Genomic DNA, 23,799 nt, shown 5'->3' on the forward strand with positions numbered 1-23,799 from the left:
TTTTCGACCAAGAGAACCGTCTCCACCAGAGGCTTCGCATGCTCGTCTACCCGCCGGGCGTCAACGTGTCCAGCTCCACCCTGCACTTCCTCGCGCAACAACTGCGACGGCACCGCCGTGCGATCGGGTCCAGATGGCGAGCGGCTGAGCGCGGGTCGCCAAGCCCTTCACGCACTCGCCCACCTGCGCGTGGGACACACCCACGCCCAGCTCGCTGCCGGATTCCGCGTCGGGACCACGACCGCCTACCGCTACGTCGCCAAGGCCGTCGACTGAGGTTCCCGCGAGATGCGGAGGAGGTTGACAGGGGGTCAGATGGTTCTCATGAGAGGAACTCTGACCGTGGCTGCTCCCAGGAAGTACCCGCTCGAATTGCGTGACCGTGCGGTGCGGATGTATCGCACATCTGATCCGAAGCCGCAGATCAAGAAAATGGCCGTCGATCTCGGGGTGCATCCGGAGGCACTGCGCGGCTGGATCCGGCAGGCCGAGGCCGACGCCGGCGAGCGCGATGACCGGCTGACCACCGACGAACGTGCCGGGCTCACCGCGCTGCGGAAGGAGAACGCCCAGCTCAAGCGAGCGAACGAGGTCCTGCGAACGGCCTCGGCGTTTTTCGCGGCGCAACTCGACCCGACCCGGCCCAGGTGACGGCGCTCATCGCAGAGCACCCCAACCTGGGGGTCGAGTGCGTACTCCGGGAACTGCACATCACCTCCTCCACCTACTACCGCTGGCGCCGAGCCGAGCGTGAGCCGTGTGAACGGCGCCGCCGGGATACAGAGCTGACCGAGCAGATCAAGGAGATCCACGCCGATTCGGGCGGGATCTACGGCTCGCCGCGGGTGCATGCCGTCCTGAAGCGCGAGGGCGTCCATGTCGGCCGGAAAAGGGTCGAGCGCCTGATGCGTGAGGCCGAAATCGCGGGCGGCAGCCCTCGCCGCAAGGGCTTCACACGCCGGGATCCCAACGCCACGCTCGCCCCTGACCTGGTCAATCGGAACTTCACGGCACCCGGACCGAACCGGTTGTGGGTCACCGACCTCACCATGATCACCACCGGTGAGGGGCCGCTGTGGCTCTCCGCCATCCGCGATGCCTTCTCGCGGCGGGTGGTGGCCTGGGAGACCTCCGCCCGCGCGGACGCCGACCTGGTCCTGTCCTCGCTGGAGTACGCGCTCGCCTCGGCCCGCCCCGCCACGGCGGCGAGTTCGTCTTCGGCGACCCGGCCACCTGGAAGAAGCCCGACGCGCAGACGGTGACGCAGACCCGTCTCTACGGCGCCGCCATCGCCCGGGCCTGGGACCGGCTCCACCCCAGGCTGACCCACCGCTCGGCCTGGACAGCTCAGCTCGGCGCCCTGCCAGTGATTGAGGGCACCGTGATCCTTCTGCACGTCGATTCCTTGCCAAGCGGTGCGACACCCAAGCCGGTCTGGCTGTGGTGGTCCGGCACTGACGCCACAGCCACGGACGTCACCATGCTCTGGCAGGCGTTTCTGCGGCGCTTCGACATCGAACACACCTTCCGCCTGTTCAAGCAAACCCTGGGCTGGACCTGCCCGAAAGTCCGCACCCCCGAAGCAGCACACCGATGGACCTGGCTGATCCTCTCGGTCTTCACGCAACTCCGGCTCGCCCGCCCGCTGGCGGCCGACCTACGCCGACCGTGGGAGAAGCCAAGCCCGATCGACAGACTGACTCCCGCCCGAGTCCGCCGCGATTTTCGGCACCCCCGCCCGAAGACCGCCTGCCCCGCCGGGGCACCGAAATCCTCACACCCCGGACCCGGACGGCCACCAGGCCGCAAGAACACCTGGCCCACCCCACGCTATGACGTGCACACCGTCGGCACACCAGGCCCAACGAAGCAACGGACCAAGAAGTCCACCACCCCACGACCCCGCCGCACAGGTTAAAGATCAAGTTAGCGTCGGCGTACGCGTGAACGTGGATCTCGCCCGCATGGAGGAGTCCGCCACCGAGCATCGCACCCCCCAGTACAGGCGAACGCTCGTAACACCTACCGCGACTATCTGCGTCGGCGCCGAAGCGAAGAGCGCGCACCGTGGGTGTCACCGACCTCCTGCGGGAGATCTGGGAAACCGCGTTAGGCGGGTGGCGCGAACCTCCGCCCGCCCTGTTCCGATGACGGCCGCTTTGGCGCCTACCGGCGCTTGGCCCGCATGGTGAACCCTCAGAAGACCCTACGCGTAGTTATGGATGCAGGTGCCCAGCCGAGAAGGGAAATAACCCATGACTACACCCGTACCATCGGGTTCTGGTTCTGCCAGCCGAGCTAAGATGCTCGAGAACGTTCAAACCGAAGAGCGGGCCGTATATGCTATGGCCACTATCTACGTCGATGGTAAGCCCTGGGGGAAGACCCCAAAATTCCGGAGTGGCAAGGAGGATTCATGGGACAGTCAGAAGAGTCGCTACGCGTTTAGCCCCGAGGTTGCAACACCGGCGGGCCGCAAGGCATCGCAAAACGATGCAGAAGTAAAGCTCACTGGGTACATCTACGAGCAGATGAAGAAGAACCCCCCTAAAGGTACTCAGGTCTATATCGACGTCGCTGGGACTACAGGGCCCTGCCTCCCATGCCAGGGGCGGTTGAAGCACCTCACGCAGGACATTCAGAACCTTTACCCTAACGGGAAGGTTAGGGCAAACTATAACTGGAGGCCTTACCAAGAAATGGCCGCAGTACCGGCTCGCAGGGGGTCGCAGTACGGCACGGGTCAATCTACAAGGCGAACGAGTACTGCTTCCCCTGAAGGCCCGGAGTACTTGAGCGCGAGGGTACGACCGGGGGCTCCCGTGATTCAGACCGTTGTTCCCGGCGGCGTCAGGGTGACCGACGTCCCCGGCCCGTTCTCTGATTCGGGGTCACCACAAATTACATCGAGTTCCGGCAGCAGCGGGCCAGGATCTGGAAACAACAGTTCGCGAAGCGGAAGCAGTAAGGGGAACAGCCCCAAGGGGTCTGGGAGCGAAGGACCCCATAGCGACGGGGAACGGAAGAACGAGAATAACAACAAGCCTATTGCGCCATCGACCACCGGCGGCAGCAGCAGCACGAAGCCGACCGCCTCATCGAGTACGAGTAAGACGCCACGGACTCAACGGAAGTAGCTACGATTGACAGTGAGTCAAGTCGTTGACCGGACAAGATGGTCCTGGCCAATTGGGACTCAAGGCGTGGACTACTGGAACCCCCCGGAGGTGCCGACTCCCCCCTTCTCCCCCGACCACGCCAGCGAGGACTACGACCGCCCCGCTACCGCCCGAGGCAGTAGCAGTAGCAGGGGTATTGCCGGCGGCGCTGTCCAGACGTTCACCGTAGACGCCGACCGCAGCCTCCAACGGTGCGTGCGGGACGCGGGAGGTCCAGCATAAGGCGCCCCTAAGGGCTGTCCCGTAAGTCACTGGAGGGGCGGACGGTCATCGTCACTCGGACGGGTTGTCCGCTTCTGGCCTGAGTTTCGAGGCTCGACGACATCGCCGCGAATCAGGTCGAACCGGACGCGCGCAAGACGTCGAACCAATTACGGGACAACCCTTAGGCGACCCCCTTAGCCCGGGCTAGGCGCGCGACCGGATACCCACAACGGTCTGCTCGACCAGTAGGTGCCTACTGGGACCTCAACGGACCTTACGACAGGATACGCGGACCCTCGCTGCGATGCGGATTCGACCCGTCCACCCCGCCGAAGATCTTCCACTTTGATAGAGGTGCCCTCCCGGTTGAGTTGCTTGCCACTCACACACGGTTCCACCGGCGCCCTTTGATAGCCCGAACTAGCCCAGAGAACTAAGCGAATGTCCTAAAAGACCGTGTCCTATGTAGTGAGTCGGATGAGTCGTTTGTAGCAGCAGAGGGCTGAGGCGAGGCCGAGAAAGGCCAGGTAGTTGCTCGGGTGACGTTCGTATCGGGGGTTGATCCGGCGATGGCCGGAGAGCTACGACATGGTTCGCTCGATCACCCACCTTCGGCGTCCGAGCCGTTCGCTGGACTCGATGCCTTTGCGGGCAATACGAACGCAGATGTGTTTGCCCCATAACCATTTCCGCAGGTGGGGCATGTCGCAGGATTTGTCCGCGTGCAAGCGCTGAGGTTTGACGTAGCGGCCTCGGTGGGGATCGCGTCTCGTTTGGTAACCGGCGACCATGGGCTTCACCGCGAGGCTGTCGGGGACGTTCGCGGCGGAGATACCGACGACCAGGGGCAGTCCGTTCGCGTCCGACGGGATGTGTGCGTCTTGGAGCCCGGCTTGCCCCGGTCCGCGGAGCTCGGACCTGCCTGTTCGCCCCCTTTTTTTGCCCGTACGTGCGCGGAGTCCAGCACGACACGCCAGACATCGATGAGGCCGGCGTCGTCGAGGCGGTGGAGCACCGCCTCGTGAGGTCGGCCCCAGACGCCGACTCTCGACCAGATCATGAAGCGGCGATGCATCGTCGATTCGACACCCCGAAGCACGGCGGTAAAGCCCGCCAGGAGCAGCCGCTGACCAGCACGTAGACGACCGCCGCGAACAGCGTCCCATCAGGCGTGTCCTTCGTTCCACCACCCTGCGGGCACACCCTCGACGACGGGATGAAGGGCTTCGCCATCGCCCACAACCCACCCGGGGCAATCCAACTCCACTTTCCCCGACCCATGTTGAACAGAGATACCCAACATCACCACACAGGACACGGTCTCTGGCGCAACCCCGTGACGTCATGGCGCGGCGCTGGCCGGAATAGCGGGAGTGGTGACGAAGTCGGCGGCCCGATCCTCAGCGTCGACCTGAAAGCTTAGTGGTCAGCACCCGAAGGCCCGCTGACGCCGTCAACTGATCTGAACAGCCACGGTAGCTACTTCGTCACGACGGTCCGTTCGTAGCGCGGAAAACCCCGCGCGGACCCACGACGAAGGGGCGCCACTCTCCGGAATCAAGAACAACAGCATTACGACCGCCCGCAGAGTAGGTGGTGGGAGTCTGTAGTCACCGTCCGCTCAGCATCTGAGGCCTAGTCCTCGCAGCAGCACTGCTACCCCTATTTCAAGCGTTCGACCCAGAGTCGAGACCCTTAAGGCCGATTCTGCAAGGGGGGTGCCGCTCGAGTTCCGAGCAATGCGACCACCCCGCTTGGCGGCCCGTCACGGCCTCACCGCCCGTGTACCGACACGAATAGCGAAAGCGCGGCCTGTTCCGAAGTCAGGCTGCTATTTCATTACACGGACCGACCTGCATGCGATTGAAGCAGCGGGTGACAGCCACCGCTGACGTGCCGTCATCGCACCAGTAGACTATCTTACCTGACGCGCCAGAGCGGGCCCGAACAACACCTGTCGCCTGAAGGAGAATCTGTGACGAATTCGCACTGCCGAACCGTCATCGCGCCTTTGCAAAGGCCAATAGCTAGCTCCGTCGAGCCAGCCCGGTACGGAACGCCAGGGCAGGCACGCGCGACGACCGTAGGTCTTCCGTGGCGCCGATAGACCTTGCCATCCGCCAGGCCCTGCGGTCTCGATGCCGCTACCGGATGGGCGCCGTGCTAATGGCCGGCAACCGGGTCCTGGCCTGGTCCCCAAACCTGCCGCGCAACAACCCAGTAGTCGACTTCCAGCACGCCACCTTCCACGCTGAGGAAGTCGTCCTGCGCCGCGCCCGTCGTACACGAGGTGCCGTCGTCTACGTCGCCCGCGTGAACCGTACAGGTACCACACTCCTCGCCCGGCCCTGCCCAAGGTGCCAGCAGGCCCTCGCAGTCGCAGGCGTCACACATGCTTACTACACGACGAGCCCCACATTGGCTGAAAGAATGGCGATCCCGGAACCGGAAGGTCAATCCCTCCTGCGACCCTTCCGTGAACTCGCACGCAACCAGCGCTGAGGTACCGTCTCCCGATCACTCCTATATGGTGCCGTTGAGTGTTTAATCGGCTTCATGCAGGCAGGGGACTGCCAAACGGGCTGAACCCTGTTCTATAATCGGTGGCAACGGTAGGTGCCGGACCTCATTGACGTGGCGTGTGAAAACACAACCCTCTTGCGGCAAGGGCCTTTTCAGAGCTCTCAGCGCTCGTCGCAAGGAATGCGACGGATGATGACGAGGTTACCGGGGAATCGCCCGGACCCGGCGTATTCCGGTTCCCTGACCGGTGTGCGGAGCCCTGGCGCGCAAGGTGTACGGGTATCACGTCCGGACGGTGGCGGATTCGCCAGTCGGCGGTCCGCAGATCGCGGTCCGCGTCCAGCTGAGGCGCCTCGCCTGTCCGGCCCCGGGCTGCCGACGACAGACCTCCCGCGAGAAATTGCTGGACTGATCGAGCGCCTTCAGCACCGCACCACGCGCCGGACCAGCCAGGCCCGGAGAAGGCCGAAGAGCTATGCGGCCACCCGTCCCACCCGCTTCCTGGCCACGCCCCTCTCCTACGCCACCGCCCTGCGACTGCTGCGGCGCATCCCCCACACCAACGGCGCCCGCCCCACCCCTGACCGAGGTCGACGACTTCGCCCTTCCCCCTCCGCTACACCACAATCACCACCGACGCCGACACCGGGGAACGCGTCGACATCCCGACCGACCGCGAGGCCGTCACCCTGGAAGCATGACTACGCGGAAAGAAGCAGATCGAAGTCGTGTGCCGGGACGGCGCCGCCACATAAGAGTCCATATCGCCCGCAACAGAACCGAGGCCGGCGAACGACCAGGCCGCCGCCGATGGGACATCGAACGGACCATGTCATGGTTGATCGGCTACCGCCGACTCAACTACCGCTACAAATGCAAACGGCACAACACCCCCTGTCGCCGCCGGCCAGCCCCACGCAGGTCCAGCGGCGACAGAGACCGCAGAAAGCGGTTGGTGCCCATCCGAGGTTCAGTACCGGACGTGCGGCAATGAACACTCCCGAAAGGAGCCCCCTGTGCGGGACGATCATTTCACGATCCAGGGGGGTTAAGCCAACGGGCTGGCCGGAACCCCTACCCAACTGGACCCGCTGTCTGGCTTCAACGCGCTACCTGCAGCGCCCCACGGCGTTGTTGATACAGGGGACGGATGGCTGCCTGTCGAGTGCGGTGCGACAGCGATGATTGTGGGTCTGGCCCGTTCCTCCGGGGGGGTGTCCTTGGAAGCACTCGACCTTCCCATGGGTCCGAGGACGGTGGGCCAGGCCCGCTTGTCAGTGATCCCGGCCGCCGTCCGCGCGGTGCGCCACAGGTGGGACTTGCACCGGACAACGTAGTTGGTCAGAGCGGGTTCGATGAGACGCCATTGTCCCTCAAAATGGCCTCGACCTGTTGCCAGAACCCGGTGCAGAGCCTTTCTTCTCGTTGCCGCATCGCCGCCGATCGAAGGGCGCAAGCTGCGCAATGGCCGGGGTAAGGCTGCCAGGCAGCAGGGTGGGAGGCAGAGGGGAACGAGCTGCCGTCGTCGACGTCGACGAGAATACGGGCCGCGGTCTCGACGCCGACCCTCCGGCATAGATATCAGGGCCTTGGAAAGAAGGTGCGCCTTAAAAACCTCCTCGACTCGGGCAGTGGGCCCTTGCCAACTTGGGTTCACTTGTCGCCCAGTTGGTTCGACACATGAGTGAAACCCCTGGTAGACGGGTTCACGACCAAGATCGCCCGATACTCAGCAGAGGCTTCACGTGCTTGTCTACCGGCGCGTCTATTGACATCCTCTCCGCCCTGAAGGAGGGAGATTCCCGTCTGCCTGCTGGTGGTCGCCGGCTGGGGCTTCGGGTGGGTTCCTGTTTCTTCGCGCTGTGCCGGGACGAGTCCCGGTCTTACCCGCGCTCCGCAGGCTGATACGGCCAGTCCGGCCGCCTTGGCGACGTTGACCGCCGCGTTGATGTCCCGGTCCAGGTGGGCGCCGCAGGCCCTGCATGTCCACGTACGGACGTGCAGGGGCTTGGGGCCGTCCTTGACGCCGCACTGCGAGCACACCTGAGACGTCGGCTCGAAGCGTGCGATGCGGATGAAAGTGCGGCCGTACTTCACCGCCTTGTACTCCAGCATCGTGGTGAACGCCGACCATCCGGCGTCGTGCACGGATGTGGCGACGCGGGTGCGGGCGAACCCTTTGACCGCCAGGTCTTCCACTGCAACCGCTTGGTTTTCGCGGATCAGCTTGGTGGAGAGCTGGTGGTGGAACTCACGCCGCGCATCGGCCGTCCGTGCGTGGGCACACGCAACCTTGACCCGGGCCTTCGCCCGGTTCTTCGACCCCTTGGCCTTGCGGCTGAGATCCTGCTGCGCCTTCTTCAGCTTCTTCTCGGCCCGGCGTAGGAAGCGGGGGCTGTCGATCTTCGTGCCGTCCGAGAGGATCGCGAAGTGCGTCAGTCCCAGGTCGACGCCGACCACGCTGTCCGTGGCGGGCAGCGTCCCGGGCTCGGTTGCGACCACGAACGAAGCGAAGTACCGTCCCGCGCTGTCCTTGAGCACGGTCACCGTGGACGGGGTGGACGGCAGGGAGCGCGACCACCTGAGCGGAACGTCACCGACCTTCGGCAGCCGGAGCTTCCCGCCGGTCGTGATCTTCCATCCGGCGTTGGCGGTGAACCGGACCGACTGCCGGGTGTCCTTGCGGGACTTGAACCGGGGCGGCCCCATCTTCGGCCGCTTGCCCTTGAGGCCGTCGAAGTAGTTCTTGTAGGCGGTGTCCAGGTCCGTCAGAGACTGCTGCAACACGACCGAGGACACCTCGGCGAGCCAGGCCCGCTCGGGGGTCTTCTTCGAGGCGGTGAGCTGCTTGGACAGCTCACCTGGCCCGATGAACGGCAGCCCGGCGGCACGGGCGGTCTCACGAGCCTGAAGGGCGTCGTTGAAGACAACCCGAGCACACCCGAACGCCCGTGCCAACGCAATGCGCTGACCGGCACTCGGGTACACGCGGAAGCTGTACCGAAGCTGCATGTCGATCACACAACCCTTTGGTTCATGTCACCACGATGGAACCATAATCCCGATGTACGCACCGGACGTCACGTCGTCTACAACCTGCACGTCCACTTGGTTTTCGTCACCAGGTACCGGCGCGAGGCCATGACCGACGCCATGCTGACGCGGTGCGAGGAGATCATGCGGGAGGTCTGCGCGGACTTCGAGGCCGAGCTGAAGCAGTTCAACGGCGAGGACGACCACGTGCACCTCCTGGTGCACTACCCGCCCAAGGTCCAGCTCTCGAAGCTGGTCAACTCCCTCAAAGGAGTGTCGGCCCGGATGCTGCGCAAGGAGTACGACGCACACGTGCGCCAGTACCTGTGGGGCGGACACTTCTGGTCCGGCTCCTACTTCGCCGGGTCCTGCGGCGGCGCACCGCTGACTGTGGTCAAGCAGAACATCGAGAACCAGAAGCGGCCCGTCTGACCGTCACAGCGGAGGCGCAGCGAACTCCGGCGCTTCGCGCCTCCGCCCCAAGAATGGCCTTCACCCCCTGCCCTAAAGGACGGAGCACTGGCCAAGATCAGAGGTAGACTGTCGCGACTAAGTGTCGTTCTGGTTGGTGGAGTTGGGGTCGGGCAGGCATCGCTTGATGCTTCCGTTCGGCCGGGCAGGGGTGCCGTGTCCTCGCATAAGAAGTATCCGGTTGTCTTGAGTGCCGAAGATCGTCGGGCGTTGGAGCGTGTGACGACGACGGGGGTCCGCAGCGCATCGATGATCAGGCGGGCGCGGGTGCTGCTCGCGTTGGACACCTCGGCCGGCGAGGTCGCTCCGCGGGCGGTGATCGCGGAGCGGGTCGGGGTCTCGTGCGATTCGGTCCGCCTGATCTCGAAGCGGTACGCGGAGGCGGGCGGCGATGTGTGGGCCACGGTCGGCCGGAAGAAACGCGCACTGCCGCCGGTGCCCTCCCCCGTGACCGGCGAGGTCGAGGCAAGGCTGATCGCGCTGGCCTGCTCGAAGCCGCCCAAAGGACACGCCCGCTGGTCGCTGCGCCTGCTAGAGAAGCACGTCGCGCTGGCCGAGGACATTCCGGATCTGGACCACTCCACGATCGGGCGGGTCTTAAAAAAACGGAACTGCGCCCTCATGTGAAGAAGTGCTGGACCATCCCGCCGGCCGCGAACGCGGCCTTCGCCGCGGCGATGGAGGACGTCCTGGCGGTCTACCACCGACCCTTCGACCCGGCGCGCCCGGTGGTGTGCATGGACGAGAAGCCATACCAGCTGCTCGGCCACGTCCGCGATCCGCTTCCCGCGAGGCCGGGCCGTGACCGGCGCGAGGACAACGAGTACGTCCGCTCGGGGCCCTGCTCGATCTTCTGCTGGGTCGAGCCGCTGCGCGGATGGCGGCGCGTGGACGCGCAGTCCCGCCGGACCAGGGTCGACTGGGCGCACCAGGTCGAGCACCTGCTGACCGTGGACTATCCCGACGCCGCCACGGTCGTGCTGGTGATGGACAACCTCAACACACACCACCGCCTCGCTCTACGAGGCGTTCGACCCGGCAAAGGCCTCCGCGCTGGCCCAGCGCCTGGAGATCCACCACACCCCCAAACACGGGTCCTGGCTCAACATCGCCGAGATCGAGCTCTCCGCGCTCACCCGCCAGTGCCTGGACCGCCGCATCGACGACCTCACCGTGCTCAACACCGAACTCGGCGCCTGGCAGCAGCACACCAACAGCAACCAGCGCCAAGTCGACTGGCATTTCACCACCGACGACGCACGCGTGAAACTACGCCACCTCTACCCAACCACACAGCGAAATTAAGCCGCGACAGTCTACTAGACGTGTCCAGTCGGTCTCTGACGTTCCTCGCCGCTCATCTGCGCGAACACCGTCGCCGGATCGGAAGCGGCTGGCGCCGGCTACCGGTCAGCCGTCAAGCCCTGCTGATGTTGGCACATCTGCGCAAAGTAACGACGTACGCCCAGCTCGCAGCGGGTTTCGGAAGCGGGGCGAGCACGGTATACCGCTACATCGGCGAGGCCGTCGACCTGTTGGCCGCCCTCGCGTCGACTCACGTACGAGGCCGTCCGAGCCGCTTCGACGAAGGCTTACGTCCTGCCTGACAGGGCCCTCCTACCTATCGACCGCATCGCTGCCGACCGGCCTCACTCCGGCAGGCACAGGAGGCACGGCATGAACGTACATGCAGGTCATCACCGATCACTCGGCCCGCGAACACAGCATTATGAATGCTCTCGACCCGGCCCACATGCCCTGCTAGGCGGTCAAGGGCTACCAAGGCACCGCGGCACGATCCGGGTTCCTTTCCGCAGCCGATGGAAGGCTCTCTTCGCCGGTCAGCAGGCCGCGAACCGAGCCCAGGCCGAGATCCGAGCCCTCGTCCAGCGAGCCATGACCACCCACAGGTCCTGGCGGCTACTCCGTAGACTTCGCTGCTCGACCACTCGCATCACCGGCCTCGTCCAGGCCGTAGACGGGCGGTCCGCAGGCGACCCGCTCAACAAACAACCGCCTGCTGCGGAAAGTTAAGCAAGCGTTACGGTGGGAACCCACGACTTCCTGGGCGGTGCCGTCCTAGACAGGTCCACCACACTGACAGCGCCGCTCCTCGCGTGGACGCCGGTATGACGATGTCATGATCGGGCAAGATCCCCGCGCGGACGAGATGTTCCCTTTGCCTACGCATTACTGTTGACGCGAGACCGCGCGAGGCGGTCATGGAGGAGTGAGATGAGAAGTAGCAACCCGGTCTTCTCACGACGGGGCTTCACCCGCGACACCGGCGCGCGCGCCGGGTACGCGGGGTTCAACACGGCGCCCCGGACCGGGGGCAGCGCCGTTGGCACCGACCCGTACGCGACGAACCCGTACGCGGCCGACCCCTACGGGCAGCGGACCGCCGCCCGGTCCGGCGCCATGACGATCGACGACGTCGTCTCCCGCACGGCCCTCACGCTCGTCACGGTCGTCGTCACGGCCGTCCTGTCGTGGCTGCTGCTGCCGGTGGACGCGGCGAACGTCAACAAGTCCTACGGCATCGCTGCCGGGGCCACGCTCGTCGCGCTGGTCCTCGGCCTGATCCAGTCCTTCAAGCGCCGGCCGACGCCGGCGCTGATCCTCGCGTACGCGGCGTTCGAGGGCGTCTTCCTCGGGGTGCTGAGCAGCGTCGTCAGCACGTACATCGCGTCGGGGGTCGTCGTCCAGGCCGTCCTCGGCACGATGGCGGTCTTCGCGGGCACGCTCATCGCGTACAAGATGCGCTGGATCCGCGTCACGAACCGCTTCTACCGGTTCGTGACGGCCGCGGCGATCGGCTTCCTGATCCTGATGGCCGTGAACCTGCTGTTCTCCGTCTTCACCCACGGCGACGGGCTGGGCTTCCGCAGCGGCGGTCTCGGCGTCGCCTTCGGCATCGTCGGCATCCTGCTCGGCGCGTGCTTCCTGGCGCTCGACTTCAAGCAGGTCGAGGACGGCGTCGCCTACGGCGCCCCCCGCGAGGAGGCATGGCTCGCGGCCTTCGGGCTGACGATGACACTGGTGTGGATCTACCTTGAGGTCCTGCGGGTGCTGTCGATCCTGCAAAGCAACAACTGACAGCGCGGGGCTCGGAGCACGGCCCTCGCATCCGCGCAGCGCGCGACTCTCGCACCCGAGGCACCGGGACTGGAACACGACAGACCCCGACGGCGCCCGGAACGCGTGAAGGGGTCCACGGGCACCATGCCCGCGGACCCCTTCACGTCATGCACGTATCCGCGTCCGCCTTCGACAATCTCCCCGGCGTCACCGGCGGCGGGCACCCGAGCGGATGTCGCCCCGGCCCGTCCCGGCGCGCAAGGGACCCTGGTCAAAGCAGACGGCGCGCCGCCCGCCTCAGGTCGTGCTCATGGACGATCGCCTTCGCATACCCGTACGAGAGGTCGTGCTCGCCACGCAGCCAGCTCACCTTCTCCTCGAAGCGGACAAGCGCCGGACCTTCATCGAGCAAACACAGCCACTCCGAGACGCCCCGGCCGGTGCACTGCGGAATGTGGGAGAGCAGATTGCGATGGGTCTCTTCGGAAAACTCAAAAGACATCGGCGCCTCCGGACGCGTCGCGTACTGGTGCAGCGGCGCCCGCCTGCGGAGCAACCGTAAACGACACCGTGCCTGAATGGTCACCCGAAGGCAACCGTCCCGGCCCCTTTCTCACCGGTAGTTGGATTGATCACAAACGTTGTTGACACTAGAGGTTGCTCAGGTTGGTGCGGATGTGGGTATGTCGCAGTGGGCAGATGGGGCAGGCCCCGGTCCATGTCGCGAGGGCGATCTGTAGCTCGCGGACACTGAGGTGGAGGCTCTGGCCGCCGCCGTGCCTTCGGGGCTCCGGCCGGCCGTTGCAGGGCGCCAAAGGCGTGGGCGACGGAGACGAGGGTGGCATGGTGGTGCCGGCCGCTCCAGCTGCTGCCCTCGAAGTGGGCCGGGCCCAAGGCCTCTTTCATCCCGCGGTAGTCGTGTTCGGTACGCCCGTGGAGCTTGACGAGGCAGGCCTGAGTGGTCAGCGGGGTGTCGGCGGGCAGGTCCGAGGGCCAGAATCGGACAGGTTCTCCTGGTCGGGTTACTGGGCCGGGAGCCAGTACTCGGATAATCCCGGGCCGTCGGCGGCCTGGCCGGCCTCGCGTCCGGCAGAGCGGATCCGCAAGGCCACGAACCGTGGGTACATCGCTTGGAGCTGCGGCCGATGCCGGGCTGGGAGGCCTCACGCCATTGCACCGACTTCGCCGCCCTGCGTCCAGCGGCCACGGCCAACTGCTTGACCGAGTACGGCTTGTCCGGTACTTCACAGGTGGTGGGCGTCCACTCCCGGAGTGCGGCTCGGTGACCGTTGCGGCTTCGCCGGGGTGGGCCGGCATGGTGGTCGAGATACCCGCCACGTAGTTGACGCCGCAGGCCCCGCACGCCGAGGTGGAGGGCCGCAGCATTACCGTATCCGGCATCCACGACGGCCAGCGGCACCTCAATGCCCCACAAGCGGGTTTCTCCGCGCATGACGAGCGTGAGCTGCCATTTCCCCCACATGCCCGACGTCGTCGACGATCTCACAGGCAGTCGATCTCGGCGGCTTCCTCATCGGGGGCCATTGCCCTCTTCGCGAGGCGGAGCACCATCGAGGCGGCAAGTTTCTCGCCGAGCAGGGCGCCGCCCTGGCGAGTGGAGCGACGCCGCGCAGCCTACGATTGTGCAGCCAGGTCTCGAGGCGTCTGCCACTGCTGGGCCTGGTAGCTCGTCAGCGGCACCACGAACCCGCGGTTGGTCAGCTCCAACAAGCGCGAAAAATACCGGGAACATCTCCATCAGTTGAGTCCGGGATCGGTTGGCCTGGCGGTCTTAGATTCAACTGGCGAGAGCAACAGTGCTGGTTGAGGGCGGTATATGCGGCGAGAGTGGGTCGGCCGAGAGTGCCGGAGCAGATGAAGGCCGAATTGTCGCGCCAGTACAGGGCTGGGGAGTCGATCAGTGCCATCTTGAGGCAGACCGCCAAGCCGCCCGGATCAGTCTTCAGCGCCCTCAAGCACCACGGGGAACTCGCTCCCGTGCCACGCAGGACACGCGCCGACAGCCTGACCAGTGGCGAGCGGGAGGGCCTTGACCCCGAACCCTGAATACGGGTTATGCGGCTGGTGCCAGCGTAGTTGGTGTGAGGTGGCGGGCGTTCTCGAAGGCGATCGGTGATCGTTGTCCGAGGCGGGAGTGTCGGCGTCGGGTGTTGTAGCGGTGGAGCCATCTGAAGGCGTCGAGTCGGGCCTGGCGTTCGTCGGGCCAGCTCTTTCGTCCCTGCAGTGTCTCGCGTTTGAAGGTCGTGTTGAAGGACTGGGCGAGTGCGTTGTCTGCGCTGGACCCGACCGCGCTCATGCTTCGCTGAACCCCTGCTGACCTGCAGGCTTCGGCGAAGGCCCTGCTCGTGTACTGGGCTCCGTGGTCGGTGTGCATGATTGATTCGGCGAGGCTGCCGCGGGTGCGGACCGCCGCGGCCAGAGCGTCGGTGGCGAGATCCGCGCGCATGTGGTCTGCAATGGCCCAGCCGGCCAGACGGCGTGAGGCGAGGTCGATGACGGTCGCCAGGTAGCAGAATCTCCCGCCGTCGATGGGCAGGTAGGTGATGTCGCCCACGTACTTCGTGCTGGGTTTCTCGGCGCTGAAGTCGCGGCCGATAAGGTCCGGTGCTTTGGCCGCGGCCGGGTCGGGGACGGTGGTGCGGTGCCGGCGTCGCAACCGGACCCCTTCGAGCCCGGACGCCCGCATAATCCTGGCGACCTTCTTGTGGTTGACCGCCTCACCGCTCGTCTCGCGGAGCTCGGCGGTGATTCTCGGAACTCCGTAGGTGCCGTCCGATTCTTGGTGCACCACCCGTATCCGGGCGGCCAGTTGTGCGTCGGCCGCCTGCCGGGCAGCTCGGGCCTCGGCTGTCCGGCGCCAGTAGTAAAGGCTCGAGCGGCTCACGCCGAGGATGCTGCACAGCCGCTTCACGCCGTAGCGGCGGTGGAGGTCGGCGACGCACTGGAAGCGGTTCACCAGCGCGTCTCCCCGGCGAAATACTTCGCCGCTTTGCGGAGGATCTCGCGTTCCTCCTCCAGCTCGCGGATCTTCTTCCGCAGAGCCGCGTTCTCCGCTTCCAGCGGGGCCGGCGGCTGGGCCGGTTCCTGCGTCCGGCATCCCCGCGGACGGCTTGCTCCGGCAACCCTCACCCAGTTCCGCAAGGTCTCTGGATTGATCCCCGGATCGGCGGCGACCGACCTGATCGTCGCGTCGGGCCGCGACTCGTACAGCGCGACCGCGTCCGCCTTGAACCCCGGCGGGCAGTTCTTCATGACCACGAGATGTCCGTTCTCAGATCCGCAGGATCCAGTGTCTCGTGTGTCCAACATCAGGGGTCAAGGCCCGGCGATGGTTGGGTTCGACCAGGCCCGGATCGTGGCCTGCGCACGGTTCACGGCCCGCTGCTCCTCTGACACGTTTGTCCCATCGACCTGGGTAGGACGTGCGCACGGCCGATCCGGCACCTGGTATCTCTCTATCCACCCTGCAGCCCGATCTCTGCTGAGGCGAGGGCCGCACCGCTGACAGCCTATCGAACCTCAACGTCCAGCAGTCCGACAGCGGTTCGCGACGATGTACGCAGCCCTCATCGATGTACCCCACCTCGAACGCGGCCTGCTCCAGCCTTCCGACATCCACCGCCCTCCGCCGAATCGATCGCACCGAACCGATCCGAGCAAAGCCGCCAGCGAGCACCCGCCTCCAGCGATACGAGCTCAAACCACCGAGAGAGGGAAGACCATATGAGAAGAACGGAGATCAGCGACAACACGGCCCGAGACGCACCCACACGGCAGGCAGGCAGCATCACCTGAGACCGATGGCATACCTCACCGCGACAGCAGCAACGTCACCCGAGACCAGCAGCGAATCCACCAGGGTTATCTGAGACAACGAGAACGTCACATGAGACGGCCAAAACGCTCGCGGGACCGGAGCACAGGAAGGCCGTTCGCCGAACCACCGCGAGAGACGGTTGAGCGAACGGCTCCTCTGCATGCAGTACCGCCTCTAGGCTCCCTGACCTACAGTTTCGAAGTTGAGGGAGGGATCCTCAACGGTCTCCGGAGCTGCACGATGGAGACTAGATGATCGGTCAGCGCGACCTTCCGGCCTGCTGATTACCGGTCGGCTTCCGTGTCGGGCGCGTCGTACCAGAACTTGTTCCCGCCGCAGGCCCTTGATTATGCGCGCCTCGCTGAGCGGTCGCTCGAGCCCGCTCTGAAAGCCTTTTCATAGTCGCCTCGTCTGCATCCATCACTCTCTTCTGCGATTTTCCGTCAATGCCACCGGTTGCAGCCATGCGGTTCCACTCCTGGGGACTGGGGTGCTGTCCCGGTTGGGGTTGCAAATTCTGTAGCTCATTAACGTAGGCCTTATGTTCTGCCGACGTTTCGGGGCTCCTGAGCCTTACGGGATTCTGAACAGTCGCGCCCGCAGTCGACTTCGTCTTCAGGTGACCCATTTTCTTGAAAGGGTCTGGTTTATCAGTGGGCATTTGAATATCTTCCTTCTGTGCGATAAGGGTTGAGTCTGCGCTCTGAGGCAGAGATAGCCTCGGCCTCTTGCCCTTTTGTAAGGCATTTGCCTATTTGGTTAGACGGTCCGTGTGGCCAGATGGTTCAGCTTCGGTCTGGGCCCCTGCCGAACACAACATCACTCCGCCGCTGAATTGATGGAGTGACGCCGGAACAGCTCGCCTCACACCAGCCTGCTGGCCCTGGTACCTCCTGCGAGGGACACGCCCGACCGACGGTGAGAGGGCCCAGCGAGGAGGGATGGGGTCGCAAGGAGCCGTCCGTCTCAAGGACCGGAGTCGAAGCGTGAGGCTACTGCCGCTCTAAGACCGTGTCCTACATGGCGAGTTGGGGTAGACCGCGCGTGTATGGGGCGTGGGCGATGGGACTGGATTGTTCCGGTCGGTTTGTGGGAGATCGCGGAGTCGGTGCTGCCGCCAGCGCGTGTGCGGCCGCAGGGCGGCAGGGTGGCGAATATCGACGATGAGGCGGTCTTCGCCGCGATCATCTACGTGCTGGTCAGCGGCTGCGCTTGGTGTGCGTTGCGACCGTGCTTCGGAGTGTCGGAGTCGACCGTGCACCGCCGGTTCGTCATCTGGTCCCGCGCCGGTGTCTGGGGCCGGCTGCACCAGAGAGTTCTGCAACTCCTCGGCGAACAGGGCCTGGTCGACCTGTCCCGGGCAGTCCTGGACTCGGCGCACGCACGCGCTAAAAAAGGGGGCGAACTTGCAGGTCCGAGCCCCGTGGACCGTGGTAAGCACGGTTCCACAATGCATGTCCTGTCGGATGCGGACGGACTGCCCCTACGCGTCGGGCTCTCCGCGGCCAACACCCACGACAGCCTCGGCCTGAAGCCGATGCTGTCCCATTTCCACATGGGACACGAATCCCACGCAGCCCAGTCCAAGCCTCAGCGTCTCCATGCCGACAAAGCGTCCGACATCCCCCACCCGCGGAAATGGTTGTGGGGCAAACACATCGGCATCCGTATCGCCCGCAAAGGAACCGAGTCCAGCGAACGATTAGGGCGCCGCAGGTGGGTGATCGAGCGGACGATGTCATGGCTGACGGGTTACCGCAGACTCAGCCCCCGATACGAACGCCAACCGGCAACTACCTGGCCTTTTCTCGGCCTCGCCGCAGCCCTCTGCTGCTACAAACGACTCATTAAACTCACCATGTAGGACGCGGTCTAATACTGCAACGACACTCCGTGACGCGGTGCGTTCCTCGTCGTTGAACTCTTCATGCAGGAGGATATAGCTGACGGTTGGTCAGGTGCGTTCGGTGACTTCGTGGCGCGGTTCGCGGGGCGCTTCGGGCCGGTGGAGCCGAGGCGACGGATGGTGTCCTACCTGCGGGGACCGCTGAGTGAGGCGGAGCGCAAGAACGGCTGGACGCTGGCTGAGGGCGCCGGGGACACGGGTCCCCAGGGGATGCAGCGGCTGTTGAACCACTACCTGTGGGACGCGGATGCCCTGCGCGACGACGTCCGTGACGCGGTGGTGGAGCACCTCGGGGATCCCGTGCGGGGTGTGCTGATTCTTGACGAGACGGGATTCCTGAAGAAGGGGGTCCGGTCCGCGGGGGTGGGCCGGCAGTACTCGGGGACTGCCGGCCGGATCGAGAATTCGCAGATCGGGGTGTTCCTGGCCTATGGCTCCGACCGGGGGCGGGCGTTGATCGACCGGGAGCTGTACCTGCCGAAGGACTGGACATCGGATCGTGAGCGCTGCCGGGCGGCGGGTATCAGTGACGAGGTCGAGTTCGCCACCAAGCCGGATATGGGCTTACGCATGCTGCAGCGTGCCGTTGATTCCGGTATTCCCTTCGGGTGGGTGACCGCGGACGAGGTATACGGCCAGACGAGCCGCCTGCGGATGTGGCTGGAGGAACACAATATCCCTCATGTTCTCGCGGTCCCGAAATCACAGATGGTCATGACCATGGGATTCTTCGGCCAGGCCCGCGCCCACCAGCTGGTCAGCGAGCTTTGTGACGGTGCGTGGACACGCCTGAGCTGCGGCGGGGGCGCCCACGGCCCGCGCGAGTATGACTGGGCAGCGGTACCCATCAGGCCCTGGCGGCGAGAAGGCTGGGGCCACTGGCTGCTGGCACGGCGCAGCCTCACGGATCCCACGGACATCGCCTACTACATCTGCTTCTGCCCGGCCGGGACTTCGCTGGAAGAGCCTGTCCGAGTCGCGGGATCGAGGTGGATGATCGAGGAGTGCTTCCAGAGCGCGAAGAACGAAACGGGACTCGATCACAACCAAGTCGGCGGCTACATCGCGTGGTATCGGCACATAACCCTCTCCATGGCCGCCCTTGCCTTTCTCGCCATCCTGCGGGCAGAGGCAAAAAAGGAGGGCCGCATACCGGCCGCGATCAATCCCTCATCCCCGTGACCATGAACGAGGCCCGACGAATCTTCAATCGCATCTCTTCTCCTATTCGCCACAGCATCCAGCACCTGCTCGCCTAGTCTCTATGGCGAAGAAGAAGCCAAGCCCGGGCCCGCATCAGCCACTACAGACGCAGAGGACATCACGGAGTGTCGTTGCAGTACTAACCTCGATCTTTCTTGAGGGTCCGCCGACGGAGTCGGCGGACCCTTTTGCTTTCCGGTGCTGATGCCGGGCAGGCCGGTGGCCCGGCTGTCGCGTCGGGTGGGCGCCGGGTTCCACTGCCCGGGCGGGTGATGCTGCCGCAGGGACGATGGGTTGCCAGTCAGCCGGGGTCAGGCAGGAGCGCGAGCCGTTCAAGGGCGGCGGTGATCTCGCCGGTCCAGGGCCAGTGCCGGGCGAGGCGGAGAATCCTGCGCCGGTCGGTGGTGACAAGCTCGCCGGCTGCGGAGAACAGGCGAAACCGCAATCGACGCGGTTCCCAGAGCCTCGCCCGGCCGGTCAGCGCGAGCATGGGCATCCAGGCCAGCGGGTCGAGCGCGATCTGGACGATCTCCATCCAGACCCGGTTCTGGGCGGTGTCGTGCAGGGGCAGGTTGCGCAGGCCGGTGGCCCGGGCGGCCCGGATCCGGTCCTCGGCCCGTGCCCGGAGCCGGTGGCGCAGCTCGAGCTCGGCGATCGGCCGGCCGGTGGTGTTGGTCGCGAAGCACGTGATCCGCATGCCGTCCGCGTCCGTGATCCTCAACTGGGCGCCGGGATGGGGCCGTTCCTTGCGGACGATGAGCCGCATGCCCTTGGGCCAGTCGTCCAGGAGCTTGCCGGTGAGCTCGGCGACCCAGGCCCCGTCCCGGGCCTCACCGTCGGCCTCGACGGCCGGGGTCCAGGCCGAGGCGGGGACCTTCAGCACGTGTTCGTGGATCGCTTCGGTGACCGTCATGCCGACCGAGTAGGACAGCCATCGGCCCCGCTTCGCGAGCCAGGACACGAAGTCGTGGGTGCCGCCGGCGGAGTCCGTGCGGATCAGCGTCTGCCGTCCTCGCCGGTAGTGTTTGGGCAGTTGGGCCAGGGCGAGTTGGGCGGTGGTGATGTGGTCGGCGGCGGTGTTGGAGCCCGCGTTTCCCGGTCGCAGGAGGGCGGCGACGGGTTCACCGGTTCCGCCCGGTCCGTGGTCGACGAAAGCCGTCAGCGGGTGGTGGCCGTAGGTCTTCTTCCAGGTCGCGGCCGCGTCCCGCTTGTCGGAGTGGGCGATCACGAGGACGCCATCGAGGTCGACAGTGACCTGGCCGTCGGCGTCCGGGGCGTTCTCGCCGGCCAACGACCAGGCACGATGACGGATGTCGGCGTACGGCTTTAGCTCCCCAGTTGCGTACAGACGAACGTCCCCAGGTGTCAGGCCACTTCGGTCTCTCGCTCGAGGGCCTTGAGGCGGTTCTTCAGCCGGTAGCTGTTGCCGTTGATGGGGACTACTTCGCAGTGGTGGAGGAGGCGGTCGAGGATCGCGGTGGCGAGGACTTCGTCGCCGAAGACCTGGCCCCATTCGCTGAAGGTCTTGTTCGAGGTGAGGATGATCGAGCCCTTCTCGTAGCGCTTGGAGATCACTTGGAAGACCAGGTTCGCCTCGGCTCGCTCCAGCGGCTGGTAGCCGACTTCATCGACCACCAGGACACTCGGCCGCAGGTAGGAGCCGAGTTTGCTGGTCAATCTGCCGGCGGCCTCGGCGGTCTTGAGGTTGCGGACCATGTCGTCGAGGCTGGTGAAGTAGATCGAGTAGCCGGCCCGGCAGGCCGCGACCGCCAGCGCGACGGCGATGTGTGTTTTGCCGACTCCGGGCGGCCCGAGCAGGGCCACGTTCGCCTTGGCCTCGACGAACGACAGGGTCGCGAGGTCCTTGATCTTGCGCGGGTCGAGCTCGGGCTGGAAGGAGAAGTCGTATTCGTCGAGCGTCTTGTGGTGCGGCAGTTTCGAGGTCCTCAGGCCGCTGCGGAAGCGCCGGTCGTCGCGGACGGCGAGTTCCTCGGAAAGCACCAGGTCGAGGAAGTCGAGATAGCCCATCTTCGCCTCATCCGCCCGCCGGGTGTACTCGTTGACGGCTTCGGCCAGGTGGGGCAGGCCGAGCTTGGCGGCCGTGGTGCGGATGCGGTTGCCGGTCAGCTCGCTCAAGACGTGTCCTTGCTCTGGGAACGGGTGGTGAAGGGGCGGGTGCCGGTCAGCTCGTCATAGACCGACAACGGCCGGCGTCCGACCTCGATCCGGCTGGCCGCGGCCCTGTTCAACAGGGCCTGCAGCGGCCCGGATTCCTCACTGCGGGGACGCCCTTGGCGGGGTTGGAGCGGGATGTCGCCGGTGGTCGTCCGGCGCCCCTTGCCGGTGGGGAGGCCGTCCCAGTGCTTCTCCTCGACGACCCGCGCTCCGCGGCCGACCGCCCGCGGGTGCATGGCCAGCAAGGTCTCGCCGCTGGTATCGGGGGCGGTCGAATACAGCATGACCTGCGACTTCGTAGCGCGGATCTCGATCAGCTGGCGGGGTCGGACCTTGCGGGCGGGTACTGAGTAGAGGTTGCCGCCGAAGGCCACCAGGCAGTCCTTGCCGACCGGTCGCAGATGCCTTTCGGCCACCAGATACGGGGTGGGCGGCAACGGTCGTAGAGCCGCGTGATCGCGGGCAGCCCGCTCGCCGATGACTTCCCGGTGCGTCTTGTGGATCTGAGCCCGCCGGTGCGGCACCCACGCGGTGAACGCGGCGTCCATCTCATCGGTGGAGGAGAAGGCCCGCCCGGACAGAACATGATCACGGACGATCAGAACCTGGCGTTCGACCCGGCCTTTTCCGGTGGGCCGGTAGGCAGCCAGCACGTCGATGTCGAAGTCGTAGTGGCCGGCGAATCCGGCCGCCTCCGGATGCAGGGGAACCGCCTCACCAGGAGCGACGTGGCGGCGGACGACGGTCTTGGTGCGGTCGTAGACGATCGTCATCGGCGCCCCGCCGAAGTGCGCGAACGCCCGCCGGTGGCAGTCGAAGAACGTCTGCAGGTCCTGGCTGCTGGTAAAACAGCAGAACGGATCTCGCGAGTACGACAGGACCATGTGGAAGGAGTAGACCTTCGGGATGCCCATATGCGCGAGGATCTTCCCCTCGTCACCCCAGTCGACCTGGGCCTGGGCCCCCGGGATCACCTCGAACCGGCGGTGCATGCCCGCCAGTTCCCGCGGCGTGATCCCCAGTTCCTCGGCGACCCTCGGGCGGGCTTTCTGAACGTAGAGCTTGACCCGCTGATAGTTGCCCGTGAACCCGTACTCCCTGGCCAGCCGCTCGTGGATGACCGCGGCCTTCATCAAGATCTCTGCCCGGAGCATCGAATCGATCAGCGGCGCGAACTCGTCGATCACCCTCGCCAACGACCGCCCGTTCGTCGACCGCCGCGGCGGAGTCGCCGGCCCCGGTGCCGAGAGGTACTTGCGGACCGTCTTGCGGTCCAGCCCGGTCTCCCTGGAAATCTCCGACAGGCTCATCGCCCCGGACTCCAAGAGGCCACGAAAACGCCGCAGTTCCAACCAGCGACGTGGATCCAAAACCATCGCCGACCACCCTTCGCCACCCACACCGACATGCAGCAGAGTGCCGAAAGCGGCCCCTCAACACGTCAAGAACTGGGGACGTTCATCCGTACGCGGGTGGGGACGTTCATGTGTACGCCGACAACGGACTTCGGAGCGTGCGGACCGGACGGCCTGCAGGGCTTTGTCGCCGGATGCGGCGAGGGTGTCGATCAGGCGGGAGACGGTCGGGTCGGAGGCGACCGGGCCGAAGACGGCCGGCTCACACCGCAGCATGGCGACGTCTGCGAGGAAGTCCCCGCCCAGTGCGACCGCCAGGGCGACGTCCAGGAGGATCTTGCCGGGATCGTGGACGGCCCGCGGTTTGCGCCACGGAGCCAGAGCTGCGGATATCGCCTGGTCAAGGCCCGTCTTGCGGACCGTCTCCAGCAGCAGGACCGCACCGGCCTGCGAGAGCACCTGCCGACCGTCTGCCTGGACACGGACACGTGGGTACGACGAGATAGGCTCTCTCACCTGGAAAGTGCTCTTTTCCTTGCAGCCAACAGGACCCTCAGCAAGTCCTATCGTTGCAGGTCAAGGGCACTTTCCGTGCTTCTGATCAACTCTTGGACAGCCCACCTCGTGAAAGCCCGAGGCTAAGGGTGAGCAGGCGGTCTGTGCAGGGGTGGCGTTGTGCTCGACTTGAGCGCGGCGAGGCCGCAATCGCGTCGAAGGCCTCTCCAGGTCGGTTCCCGCTCAGCGAGACGCAGATCGCCAGACTGAAGTGCGAGTTGGACCGTAGCCCGCTGGTCCATGCCTGGTCGGACCACCGGCGAGCGCTTTCACCCA

At 65.6% G+C, this 23,799-nt stretch carries 15 protein-coding genes and 7 pseudogenes; 13 read left to right on the forward strand and 9 right to left on the reverse strand.

Features of this window, described 5'->3' with window-relative positions; genetic code table 11:
• Positions 1-38: 38 nt before the first annotated feature.
• From OG310_RS36265 to OG310_RS36280, 4 genes and pseudogenes are all read left to right on the forward strand, one after another.
• Positions 39-273, forward strand: a pseudogene (locus OG310_RS36265) (transposase family protein); the annotation flags it as partial.
• A gap of 69 nt (positions 274-342) precedes the next feature.
• Entirely contained in the window at positions 343-651 is a 309-nt protein-coding gene (locus OG310_RS36270; protein ID WP_329460557.1) for a transposase, read from the forward strand.
• Positions 648-1,262, forward strand: a complete 615-nt coding sequence (locus OG310_RS36275) for an IS3 family transposase (RefSeq protein WP_329460558.1) — start codon at positions 648-650, stop codon at positions 1,260-1,262. Before OG310_RS36270 ends, OG310_RS36275 begins: the two co-directional genes overlap by 4 nt.
• Positions 1,190-1,918: pseudogene (locus OG310_RS36280) on the forward strand (NF041680 family putative transposase); the annotation flags it as partial. The gene OG310_RS36275 and the pseudogene OG310_RS36280, both read left to right, overlap by 73 nt.
• Before the next feature lie 1,926 nt (positions 1,919-3,844).
• Here OG310_RS36280 and OG310_RS36285 read toward each other — a convergent pair.
• A pseudogene (locus OG310_RS36285) lies at positions 3,845-4,664 on the reverse strand (IS5 family transposase).
• Positions 4,665-5,477: 813 nt separating this feature from the next.
• Here OG310_RS36285 and OG310_RS38690 point away from each other — a divergent pair.
• Positions 5,478-5,885 carry a hypothetical protein gene (locus OG310_RS38690; RefSeq protein ID WP_443078932.1) on the forward strand — a complete coding sequence of 136 codons (408 nt, stop codon included), beginning with the start codon at positions 5,478-5,480 and terminating at the stop codon, positions 5,883-5,885.
• 268 nt (positions 5,886-6,153) lie between these two features.
• Positions 6,154-6,318: a transposase family protein gene (locus OG310_RS36290; protein ID WP_443078933.1), complete on the forward strand. Its 165-nt coding sequence runs from the start codon at positions 6,154-6,156 to the stop codon at positions 6,316-6,318.
• 1,241 nt (positions 6,319-7,559) lie between these two features.
• Here the strand turns inward: OG310_RS36290 and OG310_RS36300 are convergent.
• Complete coding sequence (locus OG310_RS36300; RefSeq protein WP_329460560.1) at positions 7,560-8,918, reverse strand: RNA-guided endonuclease InsQ/TnpB family protein; 1,359 nt, start codon at positions 8,916-8,918, stop codon at positions 7,560-7,562.
• Between the two features lie 24 nt (positions 8,919-8,942).
• On the opposite strand from OG310_RS36300, the gene tnpA reads away from it, so the two are divergent.
• From tnpA to OG310_RS36325, 5 genes and pseudogenes are all read left to right on the forward strand, one after another.
• A complete protein-coding gene (gene tnpA / locus OG310_RS36305) occupies positions 8,943-9,371 on the forward strand; it encodes an IS200/IS605 family transposase (RefSeq protein WP_329460561.1) in 429 nt (142 codons plus the stop codon).
• A gap of 195 nt (positions 9,372-9,566) precedes the next feature.
• Complete coding sequence (locus tag OG310_RS36310; RefSeq protein ID WP_329460562.1) at positions 9,567-10,037, forward strand: helix-turn-helix domain-containing protein; 471 nt, start codon at positions 9,567-9,569, stop codon at positions 10,035-10,037.
• A 110-nt stretch (positions 10,038-10,147) separates the two neighbouring features.
• Positions 10,148-10,715, forward strand: a pseudogene (locus tag OG310_RS36315) (IS630 family transposase).
• A gap of 20 nt (positions 10,716-10,735) precedes the next feature.
• Positions 10,736-11,444: pseudogene (locus OG310_RS36320) on the forward strand (helix-turn-helix domain-containing protein).
• A gap of 201 nt (positions 11,445-11,645) precedes the next feature.
• The gene (locus OG310_RS36325; RefSeq protein WP_329460563.1) at positions 11,646-12,509 is read left to right on the forward strand and encodes a Bax inhibitor-1/YccA family protein; all 864 of its coding nucleotides are present in this window, start codon (positions 11,646-11,648) and stop codon (positions 12,507-12,509) included.
• Between the two features lie 253 nt (positions 12,510-12,762).
• On the opposite strand, the gene OG310_RS36330 is transcribed toward OG310_RS36325, so the two are convergent.
• From OG310_RS36330 to OG310_RS36335, 3 genes are all read right to left on the reverse strand, one after another.
• Complete coding sequence (locus tag OG310_RS36330) at positions 12,763-12,993, reverse strand: DUF4287 domain-containing protein (protein ID WP_329460800.1); 231 nt, start codon at positions 12,991-12,993, stop codon at positions 12,763-12,765.
• Between the two features lie 159 nt (positions 12,994-13,152).
• Entirely contained in the window at positions 13,153-13,974 is an 822-nt protein-coding gene (locus OG310_RS38695) for a transposase (RefSeq protein ID WP_443078957.1), read from the reverse strand.
• Between the two features lie 591 nt (positions 13,975-14,565).
• A protein-coding gene (locus tag OG310_RS36335) for an IS3 family transposase (protein WP_443078934.1) occupies positions 14,566-15,770 on the reverse strand; the annotation gives its coding sequence in 2 pieces (ribosomal slippage) (positions 14,566-15,479 and positions 15,479-15,770; 1,206 coding nt in all).
• A 1,607-nt stretch (positions 15,771-17,377) separates the two neighbouring features.
• On the opposite strand from OG310_RS36335, the gene OG310_RS36340 reads away from it, so the two are divergent.
• Together OG310_RS36340 and OG310_RS36345 are read left to right on the forward strand one after the other, a co-directional pair.
• Entirely contained in the window at positions 17,378-18,193 is an 816-nt protein-coding gene (locus OG310_RS36340) for an IS5 family transposase (protein WP_329460564.1), read from the forward strand.
• Between the two features lie 63 nt (positions 18,194-18,256).
• Positions 18,257-19,417: an IS701 family transposase gene (locus OG310_RS36345; protein ID WP_443078935.1), complete on the forward strand. Its 1,161-nt coding sequence runs from the start codon at positions 18,257-18,259 to the stop codon at positions 19,415-19,417.
• Between the two features lie 322 nt (positions 19,418-19,739).
• Here OG310_RS36345 and OG310_RS36350 read toward each other — a convergent pair.
• The 4 genes and pseudogenes from OG310_RS36350 to OG310_RS36365 form a co-directional block, all read right to left on the reverse strand.
• Positions 19,740-20,858 (reverse strand): annotated as a pseudogene (locus OG310_RS36350) (IS1380 family transposase); the annotation flags it as partial.
• Entirely contained in the window at positions 20,804-21,574 is a 771-nt protein-coding gene (istB, locus tag OG310_RS36355; protein ID WP_329453874.1) for an IS21-like element helper ATPase IstB, read from the reverse strand. The pseudogene OG310_RS36350 and the gene istB, both read right to left, overlap by 55 nt.
• Positions 21,571-22,989 (reverse strand): IS21 family transposase, encoded by a 1,419-nt coding sequence (gene istA / locus OG310_RS36360; RefSeq protein WP_329453873.1) that lies wholly within the window; start codon positions 22,987-22,989, stop codon positions 21,571-21,573. Before istA ends, istB begins: the two co-directional genes overlap by 4 nt.
• Before the next feature lie 117 nt (positions 22,990-23,106).
• Positions 23,107-23,484: pseudogene (locus tag OG310_RS36365) on the reverse strand (transposase); the annotation flags it as partial.
• Positions 23,485-23,799: the final 315 nt, after the last annotated feature.

Origin of the sequence: Streptomyces sp. NBC_01497 (assembly GCF_036250695.1) — a bacterium.
GTDB lineage: Bacteria > Actinomycetota > Actinomycetes > Streptomycetales > Streptomycetaceae > Streptomyces.